At 57.0% G+C, this 21,591-nt stretch carries 17 protein-coding genes and 1 pseudogene; 16 read left to right on the plus strand and 2 right to left on the minus strand.

Annotated features, from left to right (window positions below; genetic code table 11):
• The first annotated feature begins 8 nt into the window (after nucleotides 1-8).
• The 9 genes from AB5Y85_RS05545 (at nucleotide 9) to gloA (ending at nucleotide 10,903) form a co-directional block, all read left to right on the plus strand.
• A complete protein-coding gene (locus tag AB5Y85_RS05545; RefSeq protein WP_368221262.1) occupies nucleotides 9-3,152 on the plus strand; it encodes a DUF3427 domain-containing protein in 3,144 nt (1,047 codons plus the stop codon).
• 181 nt (nucleotides 3,153-3,333) lie between these two features.
• A complete protein-coding gene (rsxA, locus tag AB5Y85_RS05550) occupies nucleotides 3,334-3,915 on the plus strand; it encodes an electron transport complex subunit RsxA (RefSeq protein WP_005337600.1) in 582 nt (193 codons plus the stop codon).
• A 2-nt stretch (nucleotides 3,916-3,917) separates the two neighbouring features.
• Nucleotides 3,918-4,496: an electron transport complex subunit RsxB gene (rsxB, locus tag AB5Y85_RS05555; RefSeq protein ID WP_005350799.1), complete on the plus strand. Its 579-nt coding sequence runs from the start codon at nucleotides 3,918-3,920 to the stop codon at nucleotides 4,494-4,496.
• A gap of 14 nt (nucleotides 4,497-4,510) precedes the next feature.
• Nucleotides 4,511-7,261 carry an electron transport complex subunit RsxC gene (gene rsxC, locus AB5Y85_RS05560; RefSeq protein ID WP_368221259.1) on the plus strand — a complete coding sequence of 917 codons (2,751 nt, stop codon included), beginning with the start codon at nucleotides 4,511-4,513 and terminating at the stop codon, nucleotides 7,259-7,261.
• Between the two features lie 11 nt (nucleotides 7,262-7,272).
• Complete coding sequence (rsxD, locus tag AB5Y85_RS05565) at nucleotides 7,273-8,325, plus strand: electron transport complex subunit RsxD (RefSeq protein ID WP_005337606.1); 1,053 nt, start codon at nucleotides 7,273-7,275, stop codon at nucleotides 8,323-8,325.
• Between the two features lie 43 nt (nucleotides 8,326-8,368).
• Nucleotides 8,369-9,001, plus strand: a complete 633-nt coding sequence (rsxG, locus tag AB5Y85_RS05570) for an electron transport complex subunit RsxG (RefSeq protein WP_005359614.1) — start codon at nucleotides 8,369-8,371, stop codon at nucleotides 8,999-9,001.
• A 24-nt stretch (nucleotides 9,002-9,025) separates the two neighbouring features.
• Nucleotides 9,026-9,778 carry an electron transport complex subunit E gene (locus tag AB5Y85_RS05575; RefSeq protein WP_198303989.1) on the plus strand — a complete coding sequence of 251 codons (753 nt, stop codon included), beginning with the start codon at nucleotides 9,026-9,028 and terminating at the stop codon, nucleotides 9,776-9,778.
• 13 nt (nucleotides 9,779-9,791) lie between these two features.
• Complete coding sequence (gene nth / locus AB5Y85_RS05580) at nucleotides 9,792-10,433, plus strand: endonuclease III (RefSeq protein WP_157160490.1); 642 nt, start codon at nucleotides 9,792-9,794, stop codon at nucleotides 10,431-10,433.
• Between the two features lie 56 nt (nucleotides 10,434-10,489).
• A complete protein-coding gene (gloA, locus tag AB5Y85_RS05585) occupies nucleotides 10,490-10,903 on the plus strand; it encodes a lactoylglutathione lyase (protein WP_005337610.1) in 414 nt (137 codons plus the stop codon).
• Nucleotides 10,904-10,987: 84 nt separating this feature from the next.
• Here the strand turns inward: gloA and AB5Y85_RS05590 are convergent, their stop codons facing one another.
• Nucleotides 10,988-11,863 (minus strand): OmpA family protein, encoded by an 876-nt coding sequence (locus AB5Y85_RS05590; protein WP_005337611.1) that lies wholly within the window; start codon nucleotides 11,861-11,863, stop codon nucleotides 10,988-10,990.
• Between the two features lie 223 nt (nucleotides 11,864-12,086).
• On the opposite strand from AB5Y85_RS05590, the gene AB5Y85_RS05595 reads away from it, so the two are divergent.
• The 4 genes and pseudogenes from AB5Y85_RS05595 (at nucleotide 12,087) to AB5Y85_RS05610 (ending at nucleotide 15,811) form a co-directional block, all read left to right on the plus strand.
• Nucleotides 12,087-13,052, plus strand: coding sequence for an autotransporter domain-containing protein (locus AB5Y85_RS05595; protein ID WP_257686600.1), 966 nt, complete (start codon nucleotides 12,087-12,089; stop codon nucleotides 13,050-13,052).
• A gap of 626 nt (nucleotides 13,053-13,678) precedes the next feature.
• Nucleotides 13,679-14,221, plus strand: coding sequence for a hypothetical protein (locus AB5Y85_RS05600; RefSeq protein ID WP_368221260.1), 543 nt, complete (start codon nucleotides 13,679-13,681; stop codon nucleotides 14,219-14,221).
• Nucleotides 14,222-14,307: 86 nt separating this feature from the next.
• Nucleotides 14,308-14,691, plus strand: coding sequence for a hypothetical protein (locus AB5Y85_RS05605; protein ID WP_213386976.1), 384 nt, complete (start codon nucleotides 14,308-14,310; stop codon nucleotides 14,689-14,691).
• An 80-nt stretch (nucleotides 14,692-14,771) separates the two neighbouring features.
• Nucleotides 14,772-15,811: pseudogene (locus AB5Y85_RS05610) on the plus strand (IS481 family transposase).
• Between the two features lie 223 nt (nucleotides 15,812-16,034).
• Here AB5Y85_RS05610 and AB5Y85_RS05615 read toward each other — a convergent pair.
• The gene (locus AB5Y85_RS05615; RefSeq protein WP_139472845.1) at nucleotides 16,035-17,171 is read right to left on the minus strand and encodes a porin; all 1,137 of its coding nucleotides are present in this window, start codon (nucleotides 17,169-17,171) and stop codon (nucleotides 16,035-16,037) included.
• 396 nt (nucleotides 17,172-17,567) lie between these two features.
• On the opposite strand from AB5Y85_RS05615, the gene dinG reads away from it, so the two are divergent.
• From dinG to AB5Y85_RS05630, 3 genes are all read left to right on the plus strand, one after another.
• A complete protein-coding gene (gene dinG, locus AB5Y85_RS05620; RefSeq protein ID WP_257124700.1) occupies nucleotides 17,568-19,640 on the plus strand; it encodes an ATP-dependent DNA helicase DinG in 2,073 nt (690 codons plus the stop codon).
• 142 nt (nucleotides 19,641-19,782) lie between these two features.
• The gene (locus AB5Y85_RS05625) at nucleotides 19,783-20,442 is read left to right on the plus strand and encodes a DUF2057 domain-containing protein (protein ID WP_257686604.1); all 660 of its coding nucleotides are present in this window, start codon (nucleotides 19,783-19,785) and stop codon (nucleotides 20,440-20,442) included.
• 181 nt (nucleotides 20,443-20,623) lie between these two features.
• Entirely contained in the window at nucleotides 20,624-21,520 is an 897-nt protein-coding gene (locus AB5Y85_RS05630) for a histone deacetylase (RefSeq protein ID WP_368221261.1), read from the plus strand.
• The last annotated feature ends 71 nt before the right edge of the window (nucleotides 21,521-21,591 follow it).

Below are 21,591 nucleotides of genomic sequence, written 5' to 3' on the forward strand. Positions count from 1 at the left end.
CGTGCGTGATGCAACAATGCGGTATTTATGAACAGCTCATTACTCAACTGCTGACATCTCGACTCGACCGCGAGCGCTTTTACGTAGGGGAACGCCAACTTGAACCTGCCGAAGCGGCAGTTTGGTTATCCAGATTTCTGAGCCGGGTTTTGGAATATGCGGTGGGCTCGGTAACTGGAGAGGATCAGTTGCAACGGCAGATCGAGCTGGCTAACCAGTTATTGCTTTGGCTAAAGGATCGCACCCAAGACCCAGACTTTATTGGCGAGAACCTCATCGATAGTCAGGGGAAAATTCTGACCGCGCTTTACCAGTTGGATAACCCCATCTCCGCCAATTTAAAGCAATATGCCGAGGATATTTTCCCTCTGACAGGTCTCACTCAGAGCGAACTGTTTTGTGGCAGCAATGCGGGTTTGTCGATGGAATCGGAGATTAAACGGGAGATATTATCTGCAGATAGCATCTGCTGGCTGGTCTCATTTATCAAATGGGCAGGTATCCGTATTTTCCGTCATGAGCTGGAAGAGTTCACTCGCAGCGGCCGCCAATTAAAAGTAATTACTACCTCTTATATGGGGGCGACCGACGCCAAGGCAGTTGAATTTTTAGCCAGCCTCCCCAATACCGAAGTCAAACTCAGCTATAACACCCAGCGCGAGCGGTTGCATGCCAAGAGCTATCTCTTTTGCCGAAATACCGGCTTTCATACCGGCTATATAGGTTCCTCCAATCTCTCTCACTCTGCCCTCACCAGCGGCTTGGAGTGGAACCTAAAAATCACCTCGCAAGAGATCCCGCATATTATCGAGAAATCCCTGAGCACCTTTGAAACCTATTGGGAATCCGATGATTTTGAGCTGTTTGATGGCAAGCTCGAAAGCCGTACAAAATTGCAGCATGCACTGCAAGAGGCCCGTGGGGATGGGGACAAAAATAGCCCTGCCTATTTTTTTGATATCACGCCGTTTCCCCATCAACTGGAGATCCTTGAACAATTGGCGATGGAGCGCGCTTTACACCAGCGCTTCCGTAACTTGGTGGTTGCGGCCACCGGTACAGGGAAAACCCTGATCTCCGCTTTTGATTTTGCGCGTTTTCTGAAAACCAAACCCGACGCCAAGTTCCTGTTTGTCGCCCACAAAGAGGAGATCTTGCGCCAAGCATTAGCCTCGTACCGCGGTGTGCTCAAGCAATCCAATTTTGGCGAACTCTTAGTCGGCGGCGCCGTGCCAACCCACTACCGTCAACTATTTGCCTCGGTGCAATCCTTGAATAACCAGCTGGCTAATTTACGTCTTAGCCCAGATTATTTCGATTACATCGTCATTGATGAGGTTCACCATATTGCGGCGGCCAGTTATCGCGGTCTGCTCGCCGCCTTTGAACCTCACATTCTGTTGGGATTAACCGCAACGCCAGAGCGCCATGATGGCGGTGATATTCTTGCCGACTTTTGTGGTGTCATCGCAGCAGAGATCCGCTTGCCCGAGGCCATCAATCGTCGCCATCTCTGTCCGTTCCAATATTTTGGTATCGATGATGATACTGACTTGCGCCAAGTGGCTTGGAAAAATGGCCGTTATGACATCACTGAACTCACCAATATCTATACCCACAATCAGCAGCGGGTACAGAAAATAGTCCAGAGCCTCAATGAGATCGTCACCGATATTACCAAGATCAAAGCGCTGGCATTTTGTGTGAGCCGTGAACATGCCGACTTTATGTGCAAGGCATTTTTATTGAAGGGCATCAAGGCTGACATCCTCACCAGCGATAATCGAGACGAGCGGCATAGTAAACAACAAGATTTGCGCACTGGGGTTATCAATATTCTCTGCGTGGTGGACATCTTCAACGAAGGGGTTGATATCCCGGAAGTCGATACCTTGCTGTTTTTACGACCAACGGAAAGCCTCACTATCTTCTTGCAGCAATTAGGGCGCGGCCTGCGGCTGGCGAGCGATAAAGAGTGCTGCACCGTGTTGGACTTTGTTGGCAATGCCCGTGCTGAGTATGACTTTGCCCAGAAATTCCGGGCACTGGTGGGTAAAACTAATAAGGCGATCAGCCACGAGATCAAACAGGGCTTCCCTCACGTCCCCTTGGGCTGCCGCATCGAACTTTCAAAACAGACCCAAGAGTTAATTCTGAGCAATATCAAAAAGGCGACCCTCAATACCTCACGCCTAATGGGCCTGATCCGCCGTTTCTCACTGGATTGTGATTTACCGCTGACGCTGGCGAACTTTTTGAAGTTCTACCCTCACATCAGCCTTGAGGAGATCTACAAGCGCGGTAACTGGAGCGCCTTGGTCAAACAGGCTAGCAACCATACCATTTCTGAAATGAGCGATGAGAAGCTGTCGACCCTCTACACCCGGGCCATCAAAACCCGGCTATTGGGCTGCGATGCGCTCCATTACTTGAAATTCTTACAAACCTTGGTGGAAAACGCCTTTACCTTAACGGCCGAACACGATGAACGTATGGCCTTGATGTGCCATTACGACTTCTGGCAACAGAGCGGCCCCACTGCTGGCTTTAGCTCCTTGGCGCACAGCCTGAAACAACTCAATCAACCAGAGTTAAGGGCCGAGCTGGCAGATCTGTTACCCATGCTGATCAACCGGGTGCAGCACGAACAAAGCGCCATGCCAAGCCTTCCCGGTAATCCGCTGCAACTGCATGCTCGCTATGCCAGAGAGCAGGTGCTGGTTGGCTTTGGCGCGACCACCTTCGCGCAGCAACCCACGGCTCGCGAAGGGGTCTATGTCATTGCAGAGCAACATATCGAGTTGCTGTTCGTGACCTTGAACAAAACGGAACAGCACTTCTCCCCCACTACCCGTTATCACGACTACGCCATCAACGAGTCGCTGTTTCATTGGCAGAGCCAAAACAGCGCTCGCCCAGAACGGGGTAAAGGGCTGAGTTACATAAACCACAGAGCAGAAGGTAAGCGCTTGTTTCTGTTCGTCCGCGAGCAGAGCAAAGATGAATTTGGCCGCACCCTTGGCTTTGTGAACTTTGGTGAGGTGGAGTACGTATCCCACACTGGCAGCCAACCGATGAACATTAAATGGCGTCTCACTACTCCGATGCCGCCATTTATGTGGAAAGAGGCCGCCAAACTGGCTGTTGGTTAGTAAGGCTTCTCACCCGGTGGGAAGATGACGCAAAACCCACCGGATTCTCGCCCAAAACCCCGGCTAAATTATCCAGTTGCATAATAACCATGCGGCCTTGCGGTTGTTTAACTGGCCCTAACGTCAGATAATACCGCCCGCCTTCAAACCCCGATAACCCGACTTTCAGTGACGGTAATTGATGACTGAGTACCTGCTTTTATTGATCGGCACCGTGCTGGTTAACAACTTCGTGCTGGTGAAATTCCTCGGCCTCTGCCCCTTTATGGGGGTCTCCGGCAAGCTGGAAACCGCCATCGGCATGGGGCTGGCGACCACCTTCGTGATGACCCTCGCCAGTGCCAGCTCCTATCTGGTGGAGCACTATATCCTGCTGCCGCTGGATATCGCCTATCTGCGCACCCTCGCCTTTATTCTGGTGATCGCCGTGGTGGTGCAGTTTACCGAGATGGTGGTGCGCAAGAGCAGCCCGACCCTCTATCGCCTGCTGGGGATCTTCCTGCCCCTCATCACCACCAACTGCGCGGTGCTCGGGGTGGCGCTGCTCAGCATCAATGAGCGACACGACTTTATCCAGAGCGTGATCTACGGCTTTGGCGCCGCCACCGGCTTCTCGCTGGTGTTGATCCTGTTTGCCGCCATGCGCGAGCGTCTGGTCGCCGCCGATGTGCCCGCGCCGTTTCGCGGGGTGTCGATTGCCATGATCACCGCCGGTCTGATGTCGCTGGCCTTTATGGGCTTTACCGGCCTTATCAAGATATAACCATGATCCATATTCTCTTTGCCATTCTGGTGCTCACCCTGCTGGCGCTGGCGTTCGGGATTATCCTGGGCTTTGCCGCAGTCAAGTTTCATGTGGAAGCAGACCCCATCGTCGATCAGCTCGATGCCCTGCTGCCCCAGACCCAGTGTGGCCAGTGCGGCTATCCCGGCTGCAAACCCTACGCCGAGGCGCTCGCCAACGGCGATCAGATCAACAAGTGCGTACCCGGTGGCGAGGCCACCATGCGCAAGATTGCCGATCTGATGGGGGTCGAGCCCCAGCCGCTGGGGGGCAGTGACGAGGCCGCCGTGCCGGTCAAGAAGGTCGCCTTTATCCACGAAGATCAGTGCATCGGCTGCACCAAGTGCATTCAGGCCTGCCCGGTGGATGCCATCGTCGGCGCCACCAAGGCGATGCATACCGTGATTGCCAACGAGTGCACCGGTTGCGATCTCTGTGTCGATCCCTGCCCGACCGACTGCATCGAGATGATCCCGGTGCCTACCACGGTCGATAACTGGAAGTGGGATCTCAATAACGTGCATGTTCCGGGCAAGATTCCGGTCAAGATAGTGGAATAAACAGCGGAGCAACCATGCATTCCTTACTCGAACGTATCAAAGCCGGCACGCTCTGGGACTTTCACGGTGGCATTCATCCCGCCGACAACAAGCTGCAATCAAGCCAGAGCCCGGTGGTAGACGCCGGTCTGCCACCGCGCCTCATTATTCCGCTGCGCCAGCATGCAGGCCCCGCCGGCGATCTGCTGGTGCAGGTGGGCGACAAGGTCAAAAAAGGGCAGCCGCTGACCCGTTATGCCAAGGGGCGGGTCGTCCCTGTTCATGCCTCCACCTCCGGCACCATCACCGAGATTGGCAACCACACGGTTGCCCACCCCTCCGGGCTCGGCGATCTCTGCGTCATTCTCACCCCGGATGGGGAGGATGAGTGGGGCGAGCGCAACGGCAAAGCCGATTACTGGAATCTGGAGCGGGGTGAGCTGCTCGAGCGCATCCAGCAGGCGGGGGTAGCGGGCCTTGGCGGCGCCGTGTTCCCGACCCACAGCAAGCTCGACGGCCGCGGCCAGCTCACCGAGATCCTGATCGTCAACGGGCTGGAGTGCGAACCCTATATCACCACCGACGATCGGTTGATGCAGCAGTACGCCGACGAGATCATGGATGGCATCCGGGTGCTCAAGCACCTGCTCAAACCGAAACTCACCCTGATCGGGGTGGAAGACAACAAGCCCGAGGCGATCGAGCAACTGACCCGTCACGCCACCGATGAAGATGTGCTGGTCAAGACGGTGCCGACCAAGTACCCCTCGGGCGGTGCCAAGCAGACTATCGAACTGCTCACCGGCCGTCAGGTGCCCAAGGGAGGCCGCGCGGTCGATATCGGCATCATGGTGCTCAACGTCGCCACCGTGTTTGCCATCAAGCGCGCCATCATCGACGGCGAACCGCTGATCGAGCGGATCGTTACCCTCACCGGCGACAGCTTCAAAAAGCCCGGCAACGCCTGGGTGCGCCTCGGCACGCCAGTACGCTGGCTGTTGCAGCGTTTCGAACTGCAACCGGAAGCGGAGCAGCGGGTGATCATGGGGGGCCCCATGATGGGCTTTACCCTGCCCCACGCCATGGTGCCGGTGGTCAAGGCGACCAACTGCCTGCTGGCGCCGACGCAAGCCGAACTGCCCGCACCCGGCCCGGAGCAGGCCTGCATCCGTTGCAGCGCCTGTGCCGATGCCTGCCCGGCCAGCCTGCTGCCGCAAGAGCTCTACTGGTACAGCAAGGCCAAAGAGTACGACAAGGCCGAGAAGCTCAACCTGATGGATTGCATCGAGTGCGGTGCCTGCGCCTGGGTCTGCCCGAGCGAGATCCCGCTGGTGCAGTACTACAAGATCGCCAAGGATGACATTCGCGAAGCCCGTGCCGAGGCCGAAAAGGCTGAGCGCGCCAAGCAGCGTTTCGAGGCCAAGCAGGCCCGTTTCGAGCGGGAGAAAGCGGCCCGCGAAGCGCGCCATGCCGAAGCCGCCGCCCAGCGCCGTCAGACCATGACGGCCGCAGGCGGCGAAGATCCGGTGGCAGCCGCCCTCGCCCGCATCAAGGCCAAGCAGGATGCCCCCATCACAGCCATTGCGGCCACCGCCGAGGGCTTGCCTGACAATAGCGCCGTGATTGCCGCCCGCGAAGCCCGCAAACGGGAAGCGGAAGCGCGCCGCGCCGCCAAGCTGGCGGAGAGCGCAAACAGCGAAACAGCCGCTGCGGCGCAACCCGCCGAGGCAGTTGACCCCGCCAGCGATCCCAAGAAAGCAGCCATCGCCGCGGCTCTTGCTCGTGCCAAAGCCAAGAAAGCGACTCAGGCTGGCGATAGCGCTGAGCCTGCTACAGCCGAAACCGCTGCTGCCCCAGTGGTAGATGCTGATCAGCAAAAGGCAGAGGTTGATCCGAAAAAAGCTGCGGTTGCCGCCGCCATTGCCCGAGCCAAGGCCAAAAAGGCCGAGGCGAATGGTGAACCGGTAAGCGCAGATATCAGCGCGGCAGCCGACGCAGGCTCGCAAGGCGATGCGCCATCTGCTGCCAGCGAAGCAGTTGACCCCAAGAAAGCCGCTATTGCTGCTGCCATCGCGCGGGCCAAAGCCAAAAAGGCGGCCCAGCAGGGTGACAGTGCTGAGGGCGATCTGACAGCAACCGCTGGCACCAACAAAACTGCTGCAACCCAAAGCGATGCGCCATCTGCGGCCAGCGAAGCGGTCGATCCCAAGAAAGCCGCTATCGCCGCTGCCATTGCCCGCGCCAAGGCCAAAAAGCTGGCCCACCAGGGCGCAAGTACCAGTGCTGAGGTAGAAAATGCCGGTGCTGAAGATGCGCAGAGTGAGCAAGCTGCCAGCGCACAGACCCGCGACGTGGCGCTAGCCAAGAGCGAAGTAACCACCAGCCACAGCGATATGGCAGCCAGCGAAGCGGTCGATCCCAAGAAAGCCGCTATCGCCGCAGCCATCGCCCGGGCCAAGGCCAAAAAGCGGGCGCAGCAGAGCGAGCGTATCAGTGCTGAGGTAGAGAGTGCCGGTACTCAGGTAGAGAGTGCCGGAACTGAGGGTGAGCGCGCACCGGCTGAACCGATGCAAAGCGATGCTGCCAGCAGTGAGCAACCACTTGCCGTCACTGCCGCGCCTGAAGCGAGCGCCCCTGCGGCTGATGCCCCGGTTGATCCGAAAAAAGCGGCCATTGCAGCCGCGGTGGCCCGCGCCAAGGCGAAGAAGCTGGCGGCCGAGGCAGCCAGAGCTGCCGAAACCGCCGCGGAAGATGCCCCGTCAGCCGACCGAACAACCACAAGGTAATCGACAGACTCATGTTCAATATTGCGACTGCGCCGTTTGCCCATAACCGCAAACAGACCCGAACCCTGATGCTGCTGGTGATCCTGGCCTGCGTGCCGGGCTTGCTGGCCCAGACCTGGTTCTTCGGCTGGGGCTCCTTTATCCAGATCCTGCTGGCGTTAGTGACCGCGCTGCTGTGTGAGGCGCTGGTGCTCAAGCTGCGGGGCCGCGCCATCAAGCCTGCCCTGATGGATGGCAGTGCGGCGCTCACCGCCGTGCTGATCGGTCTCTCCCTGCCGCCGCTGCTGCCATGGTGGATGCTGGTGGTGGGCACGGCCTTTGCCATCATTGTCGCCAAGCACCTTTACGGCGGACTGGGTCAGAACCTGTTCAACCCGGCCATGGTCGCCTATGTGCTGCTGCTGGTCTCCTTCCCGGTGCAGATGACCAGCTGGCTGCCGCCGGAGAGCGTGCGCGCCTACAGCCTCGGCTTTGGTGATGCGGCGTCGGTGATCTTCACCGGCTTTAGCCTCGACGGCTATAGCATGGCCCAGCTCAAGCAGGGGGTGGATGGTCTCACCATGGCGACCCCCCTCGATACCCTGAAAACCGGCCTGACTCAGGGGCTCACCACCGGCGAGATCCTGAGCGGCCCGCTGTTTGAGGGTTGGGGCGGCATCGGCTGGAGCTGGGTCAACCTCGGCTATCTGCTGGGCGGCCTGTTCCTGCTGCAACAGAAAGTGATCAACTGGCGCATTCCCACCGCCATTCTCGGTGCCCTGCTGGCGGCCTCCACCATCGGCTATCTGGTGAGCCCGGATGCGACTGCCACGCCCATGTTCCATCTCTTTAGCGGCGCCACCATGCTGGGGGCCTTCTTTATCGCCACCGATCCGGTCAGCGCCTGCACCACGCCGCGCGGCCGACTGGTCTATGGCGTGCTGATCGGGGTGCTGGTCTACATCATTCGCCGCTTTGGCGGCTATCCCGATGCGTTCGCCTTCGCCGTGCTGCTGGCCAACCTTTGTGTGCCGTTTATTGACAGCCTGACTCGCCCGAAAGTGTATGGAGCTCGTCGCCAATGATGTTTCTGCCCTTTTCCCCTATCACAGCTGACGGAGCCCGGACATGTTAAAGAGCATGCGCAAGAACGGCCTAATTCTGGCGATGTTCGCGCTCGGCTGTACCGCGCTGGTGGTACTGACCAACGAACTGACCAAGGATAAAATCGCCCACCAGCAGCAGCTGGAGAAGCAGCAGACCCTCTCGGTATTGCTGCCGGAGGGGAGCTATGACAACGATCTGGTAGCCAGCTGCAAGCAAGTCACCAGCAGGAAGTATCTCGGCAGCGATCAGCCGCAAGCCCTCTATACCGCCAGCAAAAATGGCGTGGTGACCGGCTATGCGCTGGAGGCGATCGCGCCGGATGGCTACAGCGGGGCGATCCGCATCGTGGCGGGCTTTGATGCCAAGGGCACCATCACCGCCGTGCGCGTGCTCGCTCACAACGAGACCCCGGGCCTGGGTGACAAGATCGAGCTGAAGAAATCAGACTGGATCAACAGCTTTGCCGGAAAATTCCTGACCCATGACAACGAGCCCCAGTGGGCGGTGAAGAAGGATGGCGGCGAGTTCGATGCCTTTACCGGCGCCACCATCACCCCGCGTGCCGTGGTCAAGGCGGTGAAGAACCTGCTTAAACTGCAGCAGGAGCAACCCGAACTGCTCAGCAACGCCCCGGCTTGTCCGGCGGCGAACTAACGGAGTCGAACCATCATGAACCAGATGGAACAGATTGAAACGGGCGCAGCCCCGATTGCCGAGCTGGAAAGCCGCAAGGGCGAGCTCAAGGAGCTGATGAGTCAGGGGCTGTGGAAGAACAACCCCTCGCTGGTGCAGGTGCTGGGGCTCTGCCCTACCCTCGCCGTCTCCTCCACCTTTACCAATGCGCTGGGGCTGGGCCTTGCCACCATGGCGGTGCTGGTCTGCTCCAACCTCGCCGTCTCGCTGGTGCGCAACTGGGTGCCGAAGGATATTCGCATCCCTGTCTATGTGATGATCATCGCCTCGCTGGTGACCAGCGTGCAGCTGCTGATGAACGCCTACACCTATGGCCTCTATCAGGCGCTCGGCATCTTTATCGCCCTCATCGTCACCAACTGCGTCATCATAGGCCGCGCCGAGGCCTATGCCTCCAAGAACCCGCCGCTGCTGGCGGCCCTCGACGGTCTGATGATGGGCCTTGGTTTTACCCTGGTGCTGCTTGTACTGGGCGGCATGCGCGAGATCATCGGCATGGGCACCCTGTTTGATGGCGCCGAGCTACTGCTGGGCGAGTGGGCCAAATCCCTGCGCATCGAGCTGTTCCACGCCGATGCAAGCCTGCTGCTGGCGATTTTGCCGCCTGGCGGCTTTATCGGGCTGGGGCTGCTGATCGCCGCCAAGAACGCCATCAACGACTGGCGGGACCGCAAACAGGCCGCTACCATAGCCCACTGCAACGTTGCCCCGGCCCGCGTCCGGGCGACCGAGCTATGATCGGACGCAAGGCATGAACAACCAGAAACGCAGAGAGATCCTCGAGCGACTGCGGGAAAACAACCCCCACCCCACCACAGAGCTCAACTTCAACTCGCCATTCGAGCTGTTGATCGCCGTGCTGCTCTCGGCGCAGGCGACCGATGTCAGCGTCAACAAGGCGACCGACAAGCTCTATCCGGTGGCCAACACCCCGCAAGGGATGCTGGATCTCGGGGTTGAGGGGCTCAAGGAGTACATCAAGACCATTGGCCTCTTCAACACCAAGGCCGAGAACGTCATCAAGACCTGCGCCATCCTGCTGGAGCGCCATGGCGGCGAGGTGCCGGAGAACCGCGAAGCGCTGGAAGCCCTGCCCGGCGTCGGCCGCAAGACCGCCAACGTGGTCCTCAACACCGCCTTTGGCTGGCCCACCATCGCTGTCGATACCCATATCTTCCGGGTATCGAACCGCACTGGTTTTGCGGTGGGCAAGAACGTGGATCAGGTGGAGGAAAAGCTGCTCAAAGTGGTACCCGCCGAGTTCAAGCTGGATGTCCACCACTGGCTGATCCTGCACGGACGTTACACCTGTCTGGCTCGCAAGCCCCGTTGTGGTTCCTGTATCATCGAGGACCTCTGCGAGTACAAAGAGAAGGTCTATCCAGAAAGCTGATGGCCTCGCAACCGAGATTGAAAGCAGTACACATCACCAACCCGGAGAACTGAGCAATGAGAATTCTGCATACCATGCTGCGTGTCGGCGATCTGCAACGCTCCATCGACTTCTACACCCGTGTCCTTGGCATGAAGCTGCTGCGCAAGAGCGAGAACAGCGAGTACAAGTACACCCTGGCCTTCGTCGGTTACGGTGACGAGAAGGATGAAGCGGTGATCGAGCTGACCTACAACTGGGGGGTGAGCGAGTACGAACTGGGCTCTGCCTATGGCCACATCGCGCTGGAAGCGGACGACATCTATGCCACCTGCGAAGCGCTGCGCGCCGCCGGTGCCAAGATCACCCGCGAGCCGGGCCCGGTCAAGGGTGGCACCACCGTCATCGCCTTCGTCGAAGATCCGGACGGTTACAAGATTGAACTGATTGCCAAGAAAGATGCCGGTACAGGGCTGGGTGACAGCTTCTAAGCTGCCCTAATCCCACTGCCTAATGGCAGGATCAAAAAAGAGCGCAGATGCGCTCTTTTTTATGCCTCTTTGCCGGGGACAGCACTAGATCTCGCCATTGCGCCCCATACTGATCACCACCCGCCGGTTCTTGGCACGACCCTGCTCCGTTTCGTTGGAGGCAACGTGCTGCTTCTCGCCATGTCCCTCCACCGAGATCTTGCCGGGATCAATCCCCAGATCGACAAACACCTTCTTGATGGCATCGGCCCGCTTCTCGGAGAGTTTCAGGTTCGGCCAGCGGCCGCCATAGCTGTCGCTGTAGGCGTCGATCACCACCACGTCGATGCTCTTGTCCGCCTTGATAAACTCGCTGATCATCGCCAACCGCCGCTTGGAGGGAATGGAGAGCTGATCACTGTTCTTGTCGTAGGTAAGAACGCTAAAGGCGATGTCATTGAAGCTGTAGGGCAAGAGCCCACTCAGGCAGTCGATAAAGGCCTGATATTTCACCCGAAAGTTGACCGACGAGAGGGACACCCGCACCGCGCGGTTCTGGCGATACCAGTCCCGATACTGGAAGGTCGGCATCCGCCCCCCCTCCAGCTCGTCGAGCATGGTCCAGGCAGTCTGCCCCTCCACCAGTCCATCAAACTGCTGATAGAAGCGCAGTTGACTCACTTCTCGCCCGGCTATTCCCGGGCGCCATACCGGTGGCATGATGCCAAGGCTCACCGTCTGGGTCTGGGCCTGCGGCCGCTTGCCCTTGAGCTCGAAGTCGAGGTTTATCTTGCGCCCGGCGCGGCTGACAAAGGCCCCCGTTCCCCAGTTGGGAATAGGGTGCTCGAGGCGACACTCAATCTGGGTATCGGAGGTCAAACGCCAGACGGATTGATCCAGACCGGCACCAAATTCGGTGACCCCAGCCTGTAACTGCATACTCACGGATATGCTGACCAACCCCAACACCCAAGCGTTCAATTGCTTGCCCTCCACACGATCTCACAAGAGATATCGGCGGCAAGAGGCCAAGCTTTAGCGACAAACTGCAAAGGCGTGCCGTTGGTGTGGCAAAGGCTTGCCCCCAAACGGCAACCGACCGCAAGCGACGCCTATTCCCCCCTCTTAGCTTCGTGCCAACCGGCAGGAAGCTCGCTACAGTAAAATCAGGGCAACCAGAAGCCGCTTATCGGGAACCACACTCATGCACCGCTCTTGCTCCTCTTTATTGCAGATGTTGTTGCCAATGCTGCTGGCGCTATCCGGCAGCACCGTCAAAGCTGCAACACAGGATCAGGAGTGGGCACAGGAGCGCGCCAATGCGGTGCTCTCGCTGATGACCTTCACCGTGGTGCCTGACATCACCGCCAGCAACCTCGATATCGGCAGCGGCACCAATCAATCTGCCGCCCTCAACATGACCCAGATCGGCGGCGGCGCCACCATGAGTGAAGCCGTGCCCATCTATCTGGAAGGGGCGATCGGCTTTAGCCGCTACGATCCCCAGTTTGTGGTGAGCAACGGCACCGAGAGCCGCACCCTCCCGACCAAGTGGAACAGCCTGACCGCCTCTGGCGGGATCGGCTGGGATATCGCCCTCCATGAAGACCCGCACGGTGGCCACTGGGTGCTGCGCCCCATCGCCAACGTCTCGCTCGGTACCATGGCAAGCGATCTGCGGATCGGCAACTGGCTGCTGGAGCGCACCAAGGGCTATTCGCTGGATTTTCTCGATGGCGGACAGCTCAATATGTACGGACTGGGCGGCTCGCTGATGCTCGACTACGAGCTCTTTTCAAAGACGCAGGATATCGATATCGAAGTGCGCTACTCCTACCAGCACCTGCAGAGCTTTGGCGGTACCTCGACCAGCGTCCGTGGTCACGCCGAGGCGGAGAACCTCGGTCTCTATCTGCGCCGCCGGGCCCCGCTATTCCACTGGACCCTGCTCGACAGACCGTTACGCTATGTACTGGAGGGGGCTCATACCGCATATCTGGGGGAACAGCGGGGGTTGCTTGGCTTTGACTCCCTCAACTCGATCGGCGCCGGTCTGGAGCTGGACAGCAGCAAGTACGACATCATAGTCACCCGTACCCGGCTGGTTGCCCGCTATATGTTCAGCCACAACACCAGCGGTTATTCCATCGGGTTGGCCATGAGTTTCTAAGTCGTTATATTTTCCTGCCACGAGTGGGCAATCCTCAGGGAAAGTACATTAACACTCCATATAATCACGCCCTATTGGCGGAGGATTTATTGATCCGCCCCCTTTCATATTTCTCACGATCCAGTCATATCAGGTAAAAATACCTTCCTGCTGGCAGGCCCATTTTGCCACCCTCACACACCGAATATTGGAGTTTTTTGTCTGTGTATTTACTGCGCGCAATGGCTGATTGGCCCTGTGATGTCGCCAGCCTGTGCCCGCTTGCAACAGGAAAAATACCAAACGCCCGACATCACAGACCGATGGCCAACTTTATCGATGTCCATAAGGAACCAACCCGGAGGTCCTCCATCATTTGCACAGTGACTTGAACAGCACCTAACCCCTTGTTTTAAATGATTTATAGTTTTTCATATTTTATGAATCCAATTAATCCTGTTTTATTTTACTTACATCACCCGACTGCTAAATTTGGCGTCATCCCGGCAGGACGAGGCGCACTGAAACGACTGACTGCGGGCTACCGATAACAGGTGTGCAATGGGCACAGAAATAACGTTAAGGCATAGCAACCGTTATTTTGACGACATCACACTTGCTGATCCTTGTTGATTTGAGGTTATCTGATGAAAAAAAAGCTGCTTGCTCTCTCTGTATTGGTCATGACCGGAACCGCATATGCAGGGGTGCCTGATTTATCCGCCAGCTGTCCTGGACATATTAATCTTCGCGTCGAAGATGGCACGGCTTATATCAATAACCAGCAAGTTCCGCTTAAAAAAGTGAATTCAAATTTCTACGAGGCGAGCAAGGGGCGCACCACCCTCTCCATGGTGAAAAATGGCGACTGGGGCATCACCTATTTTGTCAAAAATGGCGACAGCGGCGCCTGCCAGCTCAATGACGATGAGAACGATGACGACGGCGATGATGATGAGAGCACCAGTAGCAGTGCCTACAACGGCAGCACTGCACAAACCAAGGTTGCCGAGAACGCATGCATGAACGCCGTTGCCAGAAAAGCGGGCGTCAGCCGCAGCAAACTGACCCTCGACTATGTGGCCGACTCCCAGGCGGGGATGATGATTGATATCAAAGGGCCCCATGACCGGCTCTGGCACTGCCTCACCGACGCCCGCGGCCATATTTCTGGCATCAATCAGGACTGATTTCGAGCCACGGCTCAGCGGGGCCACACCTACCGTGGGGGCTCCACCCCTTATCCATTGCAATTATTTGATACAGGTAAATGAAGATGAAATCCAAACAGACTCTGCTCAATGTCGCCCTCGGTTGCCTGCTGGCGGTCGGTATCTCCGGCTGTGCCGTGGCCAAAACCCATCACGGCCACAAGACCCATGCCCAAGCGCACGCTCAGGAAGGGGCCGTGCAGTATGGCGACGAGAGCCCGTGGGCTGGCAACTATAAAGCGGTCACTAACGATGGCCGCACCGTGGCCGAAATTCACGTCGATACCACAGGGGAAACCTATATCGATGGCAATCAGGTCAAACCAAATCACAGCGGCAGCGACTACCTGAAATTCAAGCAGGAGACCATCACTTACACCCTGCGCAAAAGCGGTGCCAGCTGGAAAGACAGCGATGCCGGCACCAGCGGCCGCATCCTGTTCGATTGATAACCCCGACACCGGCCTTGCCAGACACCAAGCCCCGCCAAGGGGCTTTTTTGCACCTGCAACATACTATCAGCCTCTGCATGATCACCAACGAGAAAGTAGCACGTCGCAAACTCAGCCTGCTAGAACTCGCCAAAGAGCTCAATAACGTCAGCAAAGCCTGCAAGCTCATCGGCTACAGCCGTCAGCAGTTCTACGAAATTCGCCGTAATTACCAGACCTATGGTGCCGAGGGATTGCTCGACAAATTGCCCGGTTGTAAAGGGGCTCATCCCAATCGGGTTGCGCCCGAGATTGAACAGGCCATCCTCGATTACGCCCTCACCAGACCAGCTCATGGCCCGCTGCGAGTCGCGCAAAAACTGGCTCTGCAAGGCATCAACGTCAGTGCGGGTGGTGTGCGTGGCGTGTGGCAACGTCACGACTTGCTCTCCAAACACGACCGCTTGCTGCGCCTTGAGAAAACTCACGTGAGCAGGCCATTGAGCTCAATGACGAGCAAATTCGCCTGCTCGAGCGCTTCAGCCCCGAGTTTCGCGAACGTCAGATTGAGGTCCACTACACCGGGGAACTGGTGGCGGTCGACACCTTCTTCGTCGGCGCGCTCAAGGGGGTTGGCAAGGGGTATCTGCAAACCGTGCTGGACTGCTACAGTCGCCACGCTTGGGGGCAGCTCTACACCAGCAAGCTGTCGGTGACCTCGGTTCATGTGCTCAATGAAACAGTGCTGCCGTTTTTCGAAGCCCACGAGGCACGGGTCTAGACCATCCTGTCGGATAACGGGCGCGAGTTCTGCGGGCGCCCTGACCATCATCCCTACGAGCTGTTCCTGCAACTGGAGGGGATTGAGCACCGGACAACCAAGGTGCGCAGGCCGCAGAACAACGGCTTTATCGAGCGGCTACATCGAACCTTGCTGGATGAACACTTCCTTATCAAGGGGAGAACGACCTGGTATGAGTCGGTGGAGCAGATGCAGACAGAGCTGGATAGCGATCTGGAACACTACAACACCCAGCGGCCACATCAGGACAGGATGATGGAGGGTCAGACCCCCTACAGCATGTTCAAGAAGGGTCTGAAATTGATACCGAAGAAAGTGCGCACTAAAGTAGCGTAAACAAGACACCGGTTTGAGGCCGGTGTCAGGTGATAACTAGATCTGTACAAATTAACCGAGACCGGCAATTTGCCAACTATCACTAGAAATTACAATCCGGCGATTCACCAGAACTCCGTTACGCAATAGCAATTACGCCAAAAAGAAAATGGCCGAGATATCATCTCGGCCATTCGTAGCTTGGTCAAAGACTCAAGCCGGGATATTACTCATGTGCAACTTATTAGAAGTTGTACTGCATACCGAATTCAAACTGGTCGTCTTTTTCACCAGCATTTTCGATTGCATAGTTAGCGTAAGACTTCAGATTGCCAGTAAATGCATATTCAACACCGAGTACTACACGGTCAAAAATATCGGCATAACCAGCACTCTTACCAGTATAAGTTGCTTCGCTTTCTAGGAAGTTATAGCCAGCAAGCAACTTCCAAGCATCGATGGTATAAGAACCGGCGATTTCATAACCACGAGCTTTCATGCTTTCATCTGCATAAGACTCAATCTTGGATTGGTTATACATGGCACCAACGTAGAAGGCATCGTACGCATAAGACGCGCCCAGAGCCCAATCTTCTTTAGATTTGGCGCGAACAATCTCATCACCAAGAGTAACAACGACACCGTCAGCAAGGCTTCCTGCGGTCACATCTTCAAACTTCTTGTCTTGGTAACTCGCACCAAAACCAAAGCCGTTGGTGAAGTTATAACCAGCACCGACCGCATAACCGTTTTTCAGGCCCGCGTCATTAGCATTGTTCTGACCACCTGCTGTGGTGTTAATACCAACTTGCTCATCAGATGAATAGGAGCTGTTGTGGCTGATGTAGGAAGCATTAAAGAAAGCGCCATCCCATGCACCACGATAAATCACTTGGCCTTCTTGACGACCGTCGTCCAAGTTGCCTACGTTGCCCAACTCTTCGAAGATATCGGCACGGTCACGAACACCCCATTTAGCAGCGGTATCAGTCTGACCAAACAGGAATTGACCGTACTGGGAACCATCAAAACCGGCAAAAACATGACGCGAAGCGAACTGTTTATCATCAGCACCTGAGTTTTCTGATTCGACCTGCCACTCACCCATGGCCAGAGCAGACCATGTATTATTCAGTGCGACCTTACCACTCAGCCCCATACGGGCATAGGTGTTGACCTCGCCCTTCTTGGTTTGAAACTGATCCTTTACAAAGCTATTTTTAGTCGTATCAAAACTCGCGCTGTCTTCCTCACCTTGATAGCGAGCATGCACGCGACCGTTCACATCAAATTTGGCGCCATCTTTGTCATACACGGTAGCAGCGTTGGCTGCGGAAGCGAACAGAGCCGGGATAGCAATTGCCAGAATTGTCTTTTTCATAGTTTCCAATGCCTACTGTAAGTTAAACACTAAGTCGTTGTTATTCCCTGTGTTAGCGATGTTCTTTGCATCACTATGCCGCCGAGACTAGCACCGGATTTTTTGAACCGCAATGAAAAAACTTGGAACTTTTTATGGAAATCATGGTCCCCAAGATGAAAATGTGATGTACATCTCACTTGAGGCTCGCTCGGAGGGAAAACGTTTGCAATGAATCCTGCTGATTATTTGGACTCAAATAGTCTATTTTGCATGCAAACAACGCTAACTACCTGATAAACAACCAACGTGGTCTGATCAGCGTAAAACTGCCGTGATAATGGCTGTTGCCTCGACCTCACCAAGGGGTTGCGGGTATCCTTGTCCTTCGATTAACCCCTAACTGGCCCTCTCTTCATGCTCTCTACTCGCCTTAAAGCCACCATTCGTCAAACCTATCGCCAGATTTCGGATGGATTACCCGGCTTTGTGCCGCGCAAAGAGCAGAACTTTCTGGTGGCAGAGATAGCCAAAACCCTGACCGGCGAGTACGACAAACAGCGCCGTATTCTGGTTGCCGAAGCAGGAACCGGTATCGGCAAATCTCTCTCCTATGCGCAAGGTGCCATCCCGGTAGCGCGGCTCACCCAGAAGAAGCTGGTGATCTCTACCGCCACCGTGGCCCTGCAAGAGCAGCTGATCCACAAAGACCTCCCCTTTTACCACCGCCACAGCGAGCTGCCGTTTCGTTTTATGCTGGTCAAGGGGCGTCAGCGTTACTGCTGCGAACATCTGCTGGAACAGGCAGCCAGTGGCACCGAGATGGCCAACTTCGAGCTCGACTTTGGCAATCTGAGCAAAACCAAACCATCTGACAGCGACAAAGATCGCTACCAGGCTCTGTGGCAGGCCTACACCAATGGCAAGTGGGACGGGGATCGGGACAACTGGCCGGAGCCCATTCCCGACACTTGCTGGGATCGCATCGCCGCAGACCGCCACACCTGCAACAAGGCGCTGAGCCATCACCAGCACTGCCCCTTTCATCGCGCCCGCAACGACATGGAGAGCGCCGATGTGCTGGTGGTGAACCATGCGCTACTGCTCTCCGATCTCACCATGGGGGGCGGCATCATTCTGCCGCCCCCCGATGAGTGCATCTATGTGCTGGATGAGGCCCATCACCTGCCCACCATTGCCCGGGATCATGGCGCGGCGTCGGCCAGCATCAAAGGCTCACGTCGCTGGCTGGAGAAGCTGGTACAAAGTGCAGGCAAGCTGGCGCGGACTCTTAATAAGGAGAGCCTGCTCGACCCCCAACTCAAACTGCAGGATGCACTGGCCTCCATCCAGCCCGACCTGAAGGCGGTCGAGCAGTGGCTCAGCGCCAACGATCGGCTGTTTGGCACGGAACCCCACTACCGCTTCGCCGAAGGGGTACTGCCGGATCCCCTGCCCATGCTGGCGGAGAATCTCAAGGAGTCGAGCAAGAAGGCGCTGCGGGCGCTGGATCGAATGCAGGGGGCCATAGGTGAAGCGCTGAAAGATGGCGAGATCCGCCGCAAGGAGGCCGAACCCCTGTTGGCAGAGAGCGGTTTTCATCTGCAGCGGCTGGAGAGTTTCTGCGCCCTGTGGGAGATGCTGGGGCGCCATGTGCCGACCGGTAAAACCCCGCTCGCCCGCTGGATGGCCAAGAGCGATGACGGCGATATCTGGCTGCACGCTTCACCGATAGAGGTGGGCTATCTGCTGGAGGAGTGGCTCTGGTCGAAATGTCTGGGAGCCGTGCTGGTCTCCGCAACCCTCACCGCCCTCTCTTCCTTTAGTTATTTTCGCCATCAGGTGGGGCTCAAGGAGCACGACGGTACCCGCTATCTGCGCCTGCGCTCCCCCTTTGATTATCAGAAAGCCGAGCTCTATCTGCCCAAGATGGAGCACGAACCCAACTCGCCGGCCTTTACCAACGAACTCATCAGCGTGCTGCCACGTATTCTTGCGGGCAAAGAGGCGAGTCTGGTGCTCTTCTCCTCCTACCGCCAGATGAATGAGGTGGCTGTTGGCTTGCGAGCCAAGGGACTGTCACTGCTGGTGCAGGGGGAAGCCTCCCGCAATGCCCTGCTCACCCTGCACAAACAAAAGTGCGATGGCGGCCAGGCAAGCATCCTGTTTGGTACCGGCAGCTTCTCGGAGGGGCTGGATCTGCCGGGTCACTACCTTACCAATCTGGTGATCACCAAGCTCCCCTTTGCGGTGCCCAACTCGCCGGTCGAGGAGGCCACTGCCGAGTGGGTGGAGCAGCGAGGCGGCAACCCCTTCCTGCAACTGACGGTACCGGAGGCATCGCGCAAACTGATCCAGGCCTGTGGCCGCCTCATCCGCAAAGAGGCCGATCGGGGGCGGGTCACCATTTTGGACCGGCGTCTGCTGACCAAGCGTTATGGCAAGGGATTACTTGATGCCCTCCCCCCGTTTACACGGCGGATCGAATAAGTAAGCCGGCTACTATTGACAAACAAACTGACAGCGGCGCAAACATCGAGCACCAGAAAGAGCCATTGCCGCAGTAGGCCAAACCTGTAAAAATGAGCCCCTGTTTTCAGTGGGCAATCGCCTGACTGTTCAAGGAGATGAAATGAAACTGACTGTTCTGGTACCGGCGCTGGCTGGTCTGTTGTGGGCCGGTAGCGCCCTTGCTGATGCCCAATTGGAAGTGACCACCCCGTATGTCGTCCAGCTGATCGATGGTCAAGCAATCAATCCCTCATTACTCGATAACACCAAAAAGTTTCCACTTAGCGTTGGTAAACATCAGCTCGTGGTTGCATTTGAAGGCAATTATTCTAATCGAGACGAAATCAAGCTGGTGACCGCCGAGCCGCTGGTGCTGAACTTCACCGCTGCCGACAACCAGCAACTGGTGCTGGACTATAAAAAGCCCCGCAACGAAGCAGAAGCCAAACAGTTCCTGAAGGATCAGAAAGTCACGCTGAAAGACAAGGTCAGTGGTCAGCAAGTGAGCAGCGAACAGTTCGTGATGCCGAAAGTAGAGGGCTTCCAGCTGACCCGTGACTATCAGCAAGAGCTGATCAACATGGGCAAAGCATTCAACCAGCCCAAGACCGTCGCCGTCTCCTCTGCTGCTGTGATGGCTGCCGCCAGCGCACCGGTTCAGGTTGCCCCCAGCAAGGCTCAAAGCAATCCGGAAGCGCTGACCCAGTTGCAAAACTGGTACAACAAGGCCGATGCGGAAACCCGCAAAGCCTTCCAGATCTGGGTTATCCAGCAGCAATAAACCGAGCTGGGATATTGACTGAAAGGGGAGCCAAGCTCCCCTTTTCCATATCCTGCGGTCTCACTCACGACGCGTCTTGATTTATGCGCTGCCACTTCCCCTTTATATAGGGAGTGTATATATGGATTCATCTGCTGATTTCATATATAGAAAGCGCCACCTTGCCGGGGAGAATGGCACCATGTCGTTGCACATTTTCTATCACCCCCTCTACTCCTCCCTGACGCTACCCGAGCGCCATCGCTTCCCACTGGCCAAGTATCAAGGGCTGTTTGAACGCCTGCAGGTGCAGGGTTACCCCCTTGGCGAAGCGCCAGCCGCTACCCGGGAGCAAATCTGTCGCATTCACGATGCCGATTATGTCGCGGCGGCCCTGAGCGGCCAGCTTGAAGAGCGCGCCATCCGCAAGATCGGTTTTCCCTGGTCACCCATGCTGATAGAGCGCACCTTGCGCTCGGTGGGTGCCACCGTTGCCGCCAGCCGCCATGCTCTTGAGCAGGGCTGCGGCTTGCAGATCTCCGGTGGCTACCACCACGCCCATCGGGATCACGGCAGCGGTTTTTGTCTGTTCAACGATCTGGTGATTGCCGCCCAGACTTGCCTCGACGAGGGGCGCTGTGAACAGGTGCTGATCATCGATCTCGATGTGCATCAGGGAGATGGCAGTGCGACCCTGTGCGCCGGACGGCGCGACATCATCACCCTCTCCCTCCATGGGGAGCACAACTTTCCCCATCACAAAGCCGCCTCTCACCTCGACTTTCCACTGCCAAGCGGCATGACGGACGATGCCTATCTCACCACATTGCAACAGGCGCTATCACTGGCGCTGCGGCTCTATTCGCCGGATCTCATCCTCTATCAGGCGGGCGTCGATGTGCATCATGCCGACGAACTTGGTTATCTCTCCTTGAGCGATGAAGGGGTTCGTCTGCGCGATGCCATGGTATTTGACTGTGCAATCAAGCATGGGTTGCCCATCGCGGCGGTGCCCGGTGGCGGCTATCGCCGCGACTGGCAGCAGCTGATCCCGCTTCATATGTCGCTGTTTGAAATAGCGCGCCACCGTTTTGGCTGATGGCATGGCTTTATAACGCGGACACCCCATCAGAAGTGGGCGGGCACTTCACCAGATACAACAGAAGAGGC

This window comes from Aeromonas sp. R3-1, from assembly GCF_040908345.1.
GTDB classification, from domain to species: Bacteria; Pseudomonadota; Gammaproteobacteria; order Enterobacterales; family Aeromonadaceae; genus Aeromonas; species Aeromonas veronii.

Excerpts from the sequence above, each read along its gene's own strand:
- rsxC (WP_368221259.1), top strand. The coding sequence starts at position 4,511 with ATGCATTCCTTACTCGAACGTATCAAAGCCGGCACGCTCTGGGACTTT.
- AB5Y85_RS05595 (WP_257686600.1), top strand. The coding sequence starts at position 12,087 with ATGCACCGCTCTTGCTCCTCTTTATTGCAGATGTTGTTGCCAATGCTG.
- rsxG (WP_005359614.1), top strand. The coding sequence starts at position 8,369 with ATGTTAAAGAGCATGCGCAAGAACGGCCTAATTCTGGCGATGTTCGCG.
- AB5Y85_RS05600 (WP_368221260.1), top strand. The coding sequence starts at position 13,679 with ATGAAAAAAAAGCTGCTTGCTCTCTCTGTATTGGTCATGACCGGAACC.
- AB5Y85_RS05630 (WP_368221261.1), top strand. The coding sequence starts at position 20,624 with ATGTCGTTGCACATTTTCTATCACCCCCTCTACTCCTCCCTGACGCTA.
- nth (WP_157160490.1), top strand. The coding sequence starts at position 9,792 with ATGAACAACCAGAAACGCAGAGAGATCCTCGAGCGACTGCGGGAAAAC.
- AB5Y85_RS05545 (WP_368221262.1), top strand. The coding sequence starts at position 9 with ATGCAACAATGCGGTATTTATGAACAGCTCATTACTCAACTGCTGACA.
- AB5Y85_RS05625 (WP_257686604.1), top strand. The coding sequence starts at position 19,783 with ATGAAACTGACTGTTCTGGTACCGGCGCTGGCTGGTCTGTTGTGGGCC.
- gloA (WP_005337610.1), top strand. The coding sequence starts at position 10,490 with ATGAGAATTCTGCATACCATGCTGCGTGTCGGCGATCTGCAACGCTCC.
- AB5Y85_RS05605 (WP_213386976.1), top strand. The coding sequence starts at position 14,308 with ATGAAATCCAAACAGACTCTGCTCAATGTCGCCCTCGGTTGCCTGCTG.
- dinG (WP_257124700.1), top strand. The coding sequence starts at position 17,568 with ATGCTCTCTACTCGCCTTAAAGCCACCATTCGTCAAACCTATCGCCAG.
- rsxA (WP_005337600.1), top strand. The coding sequence starts at position 3,334 with ATGACTGAGTACCTGCTTTTATTGATCGGCACCGTGCTGGTTAACAAC.
- rsxD (WP_005337606.1), top strand. The coding sequence starts at position 7,273 with ATGTTCAATATTGCGACTGCGCCGTTTGCCCATAACCGCAAACAGACC.
- AB5Y85_RS05575 (WP_198303989.1), top strand. The coding sequence starts at position 9,026 with ATGGAACAGATTGAAACGGGCGCAGCCCCGATTGCCGAGCTGGAAAGC.
- AB5Y85_RS05615 (WP_139472845.1), bottom strand. The coding sequence starts at position 17,171 with ATGAAAAAGACAATTCTGGCAATTGCTATCCCGGCTCTGTTCGCTTCC.
- rsxB (WP_005350799.1), top strand. The coding sequence starts at position 3,918 with ATGATCCATATTCTCTTTGCCATTCTGGTGCTCACCCTGCTGGCGCTG.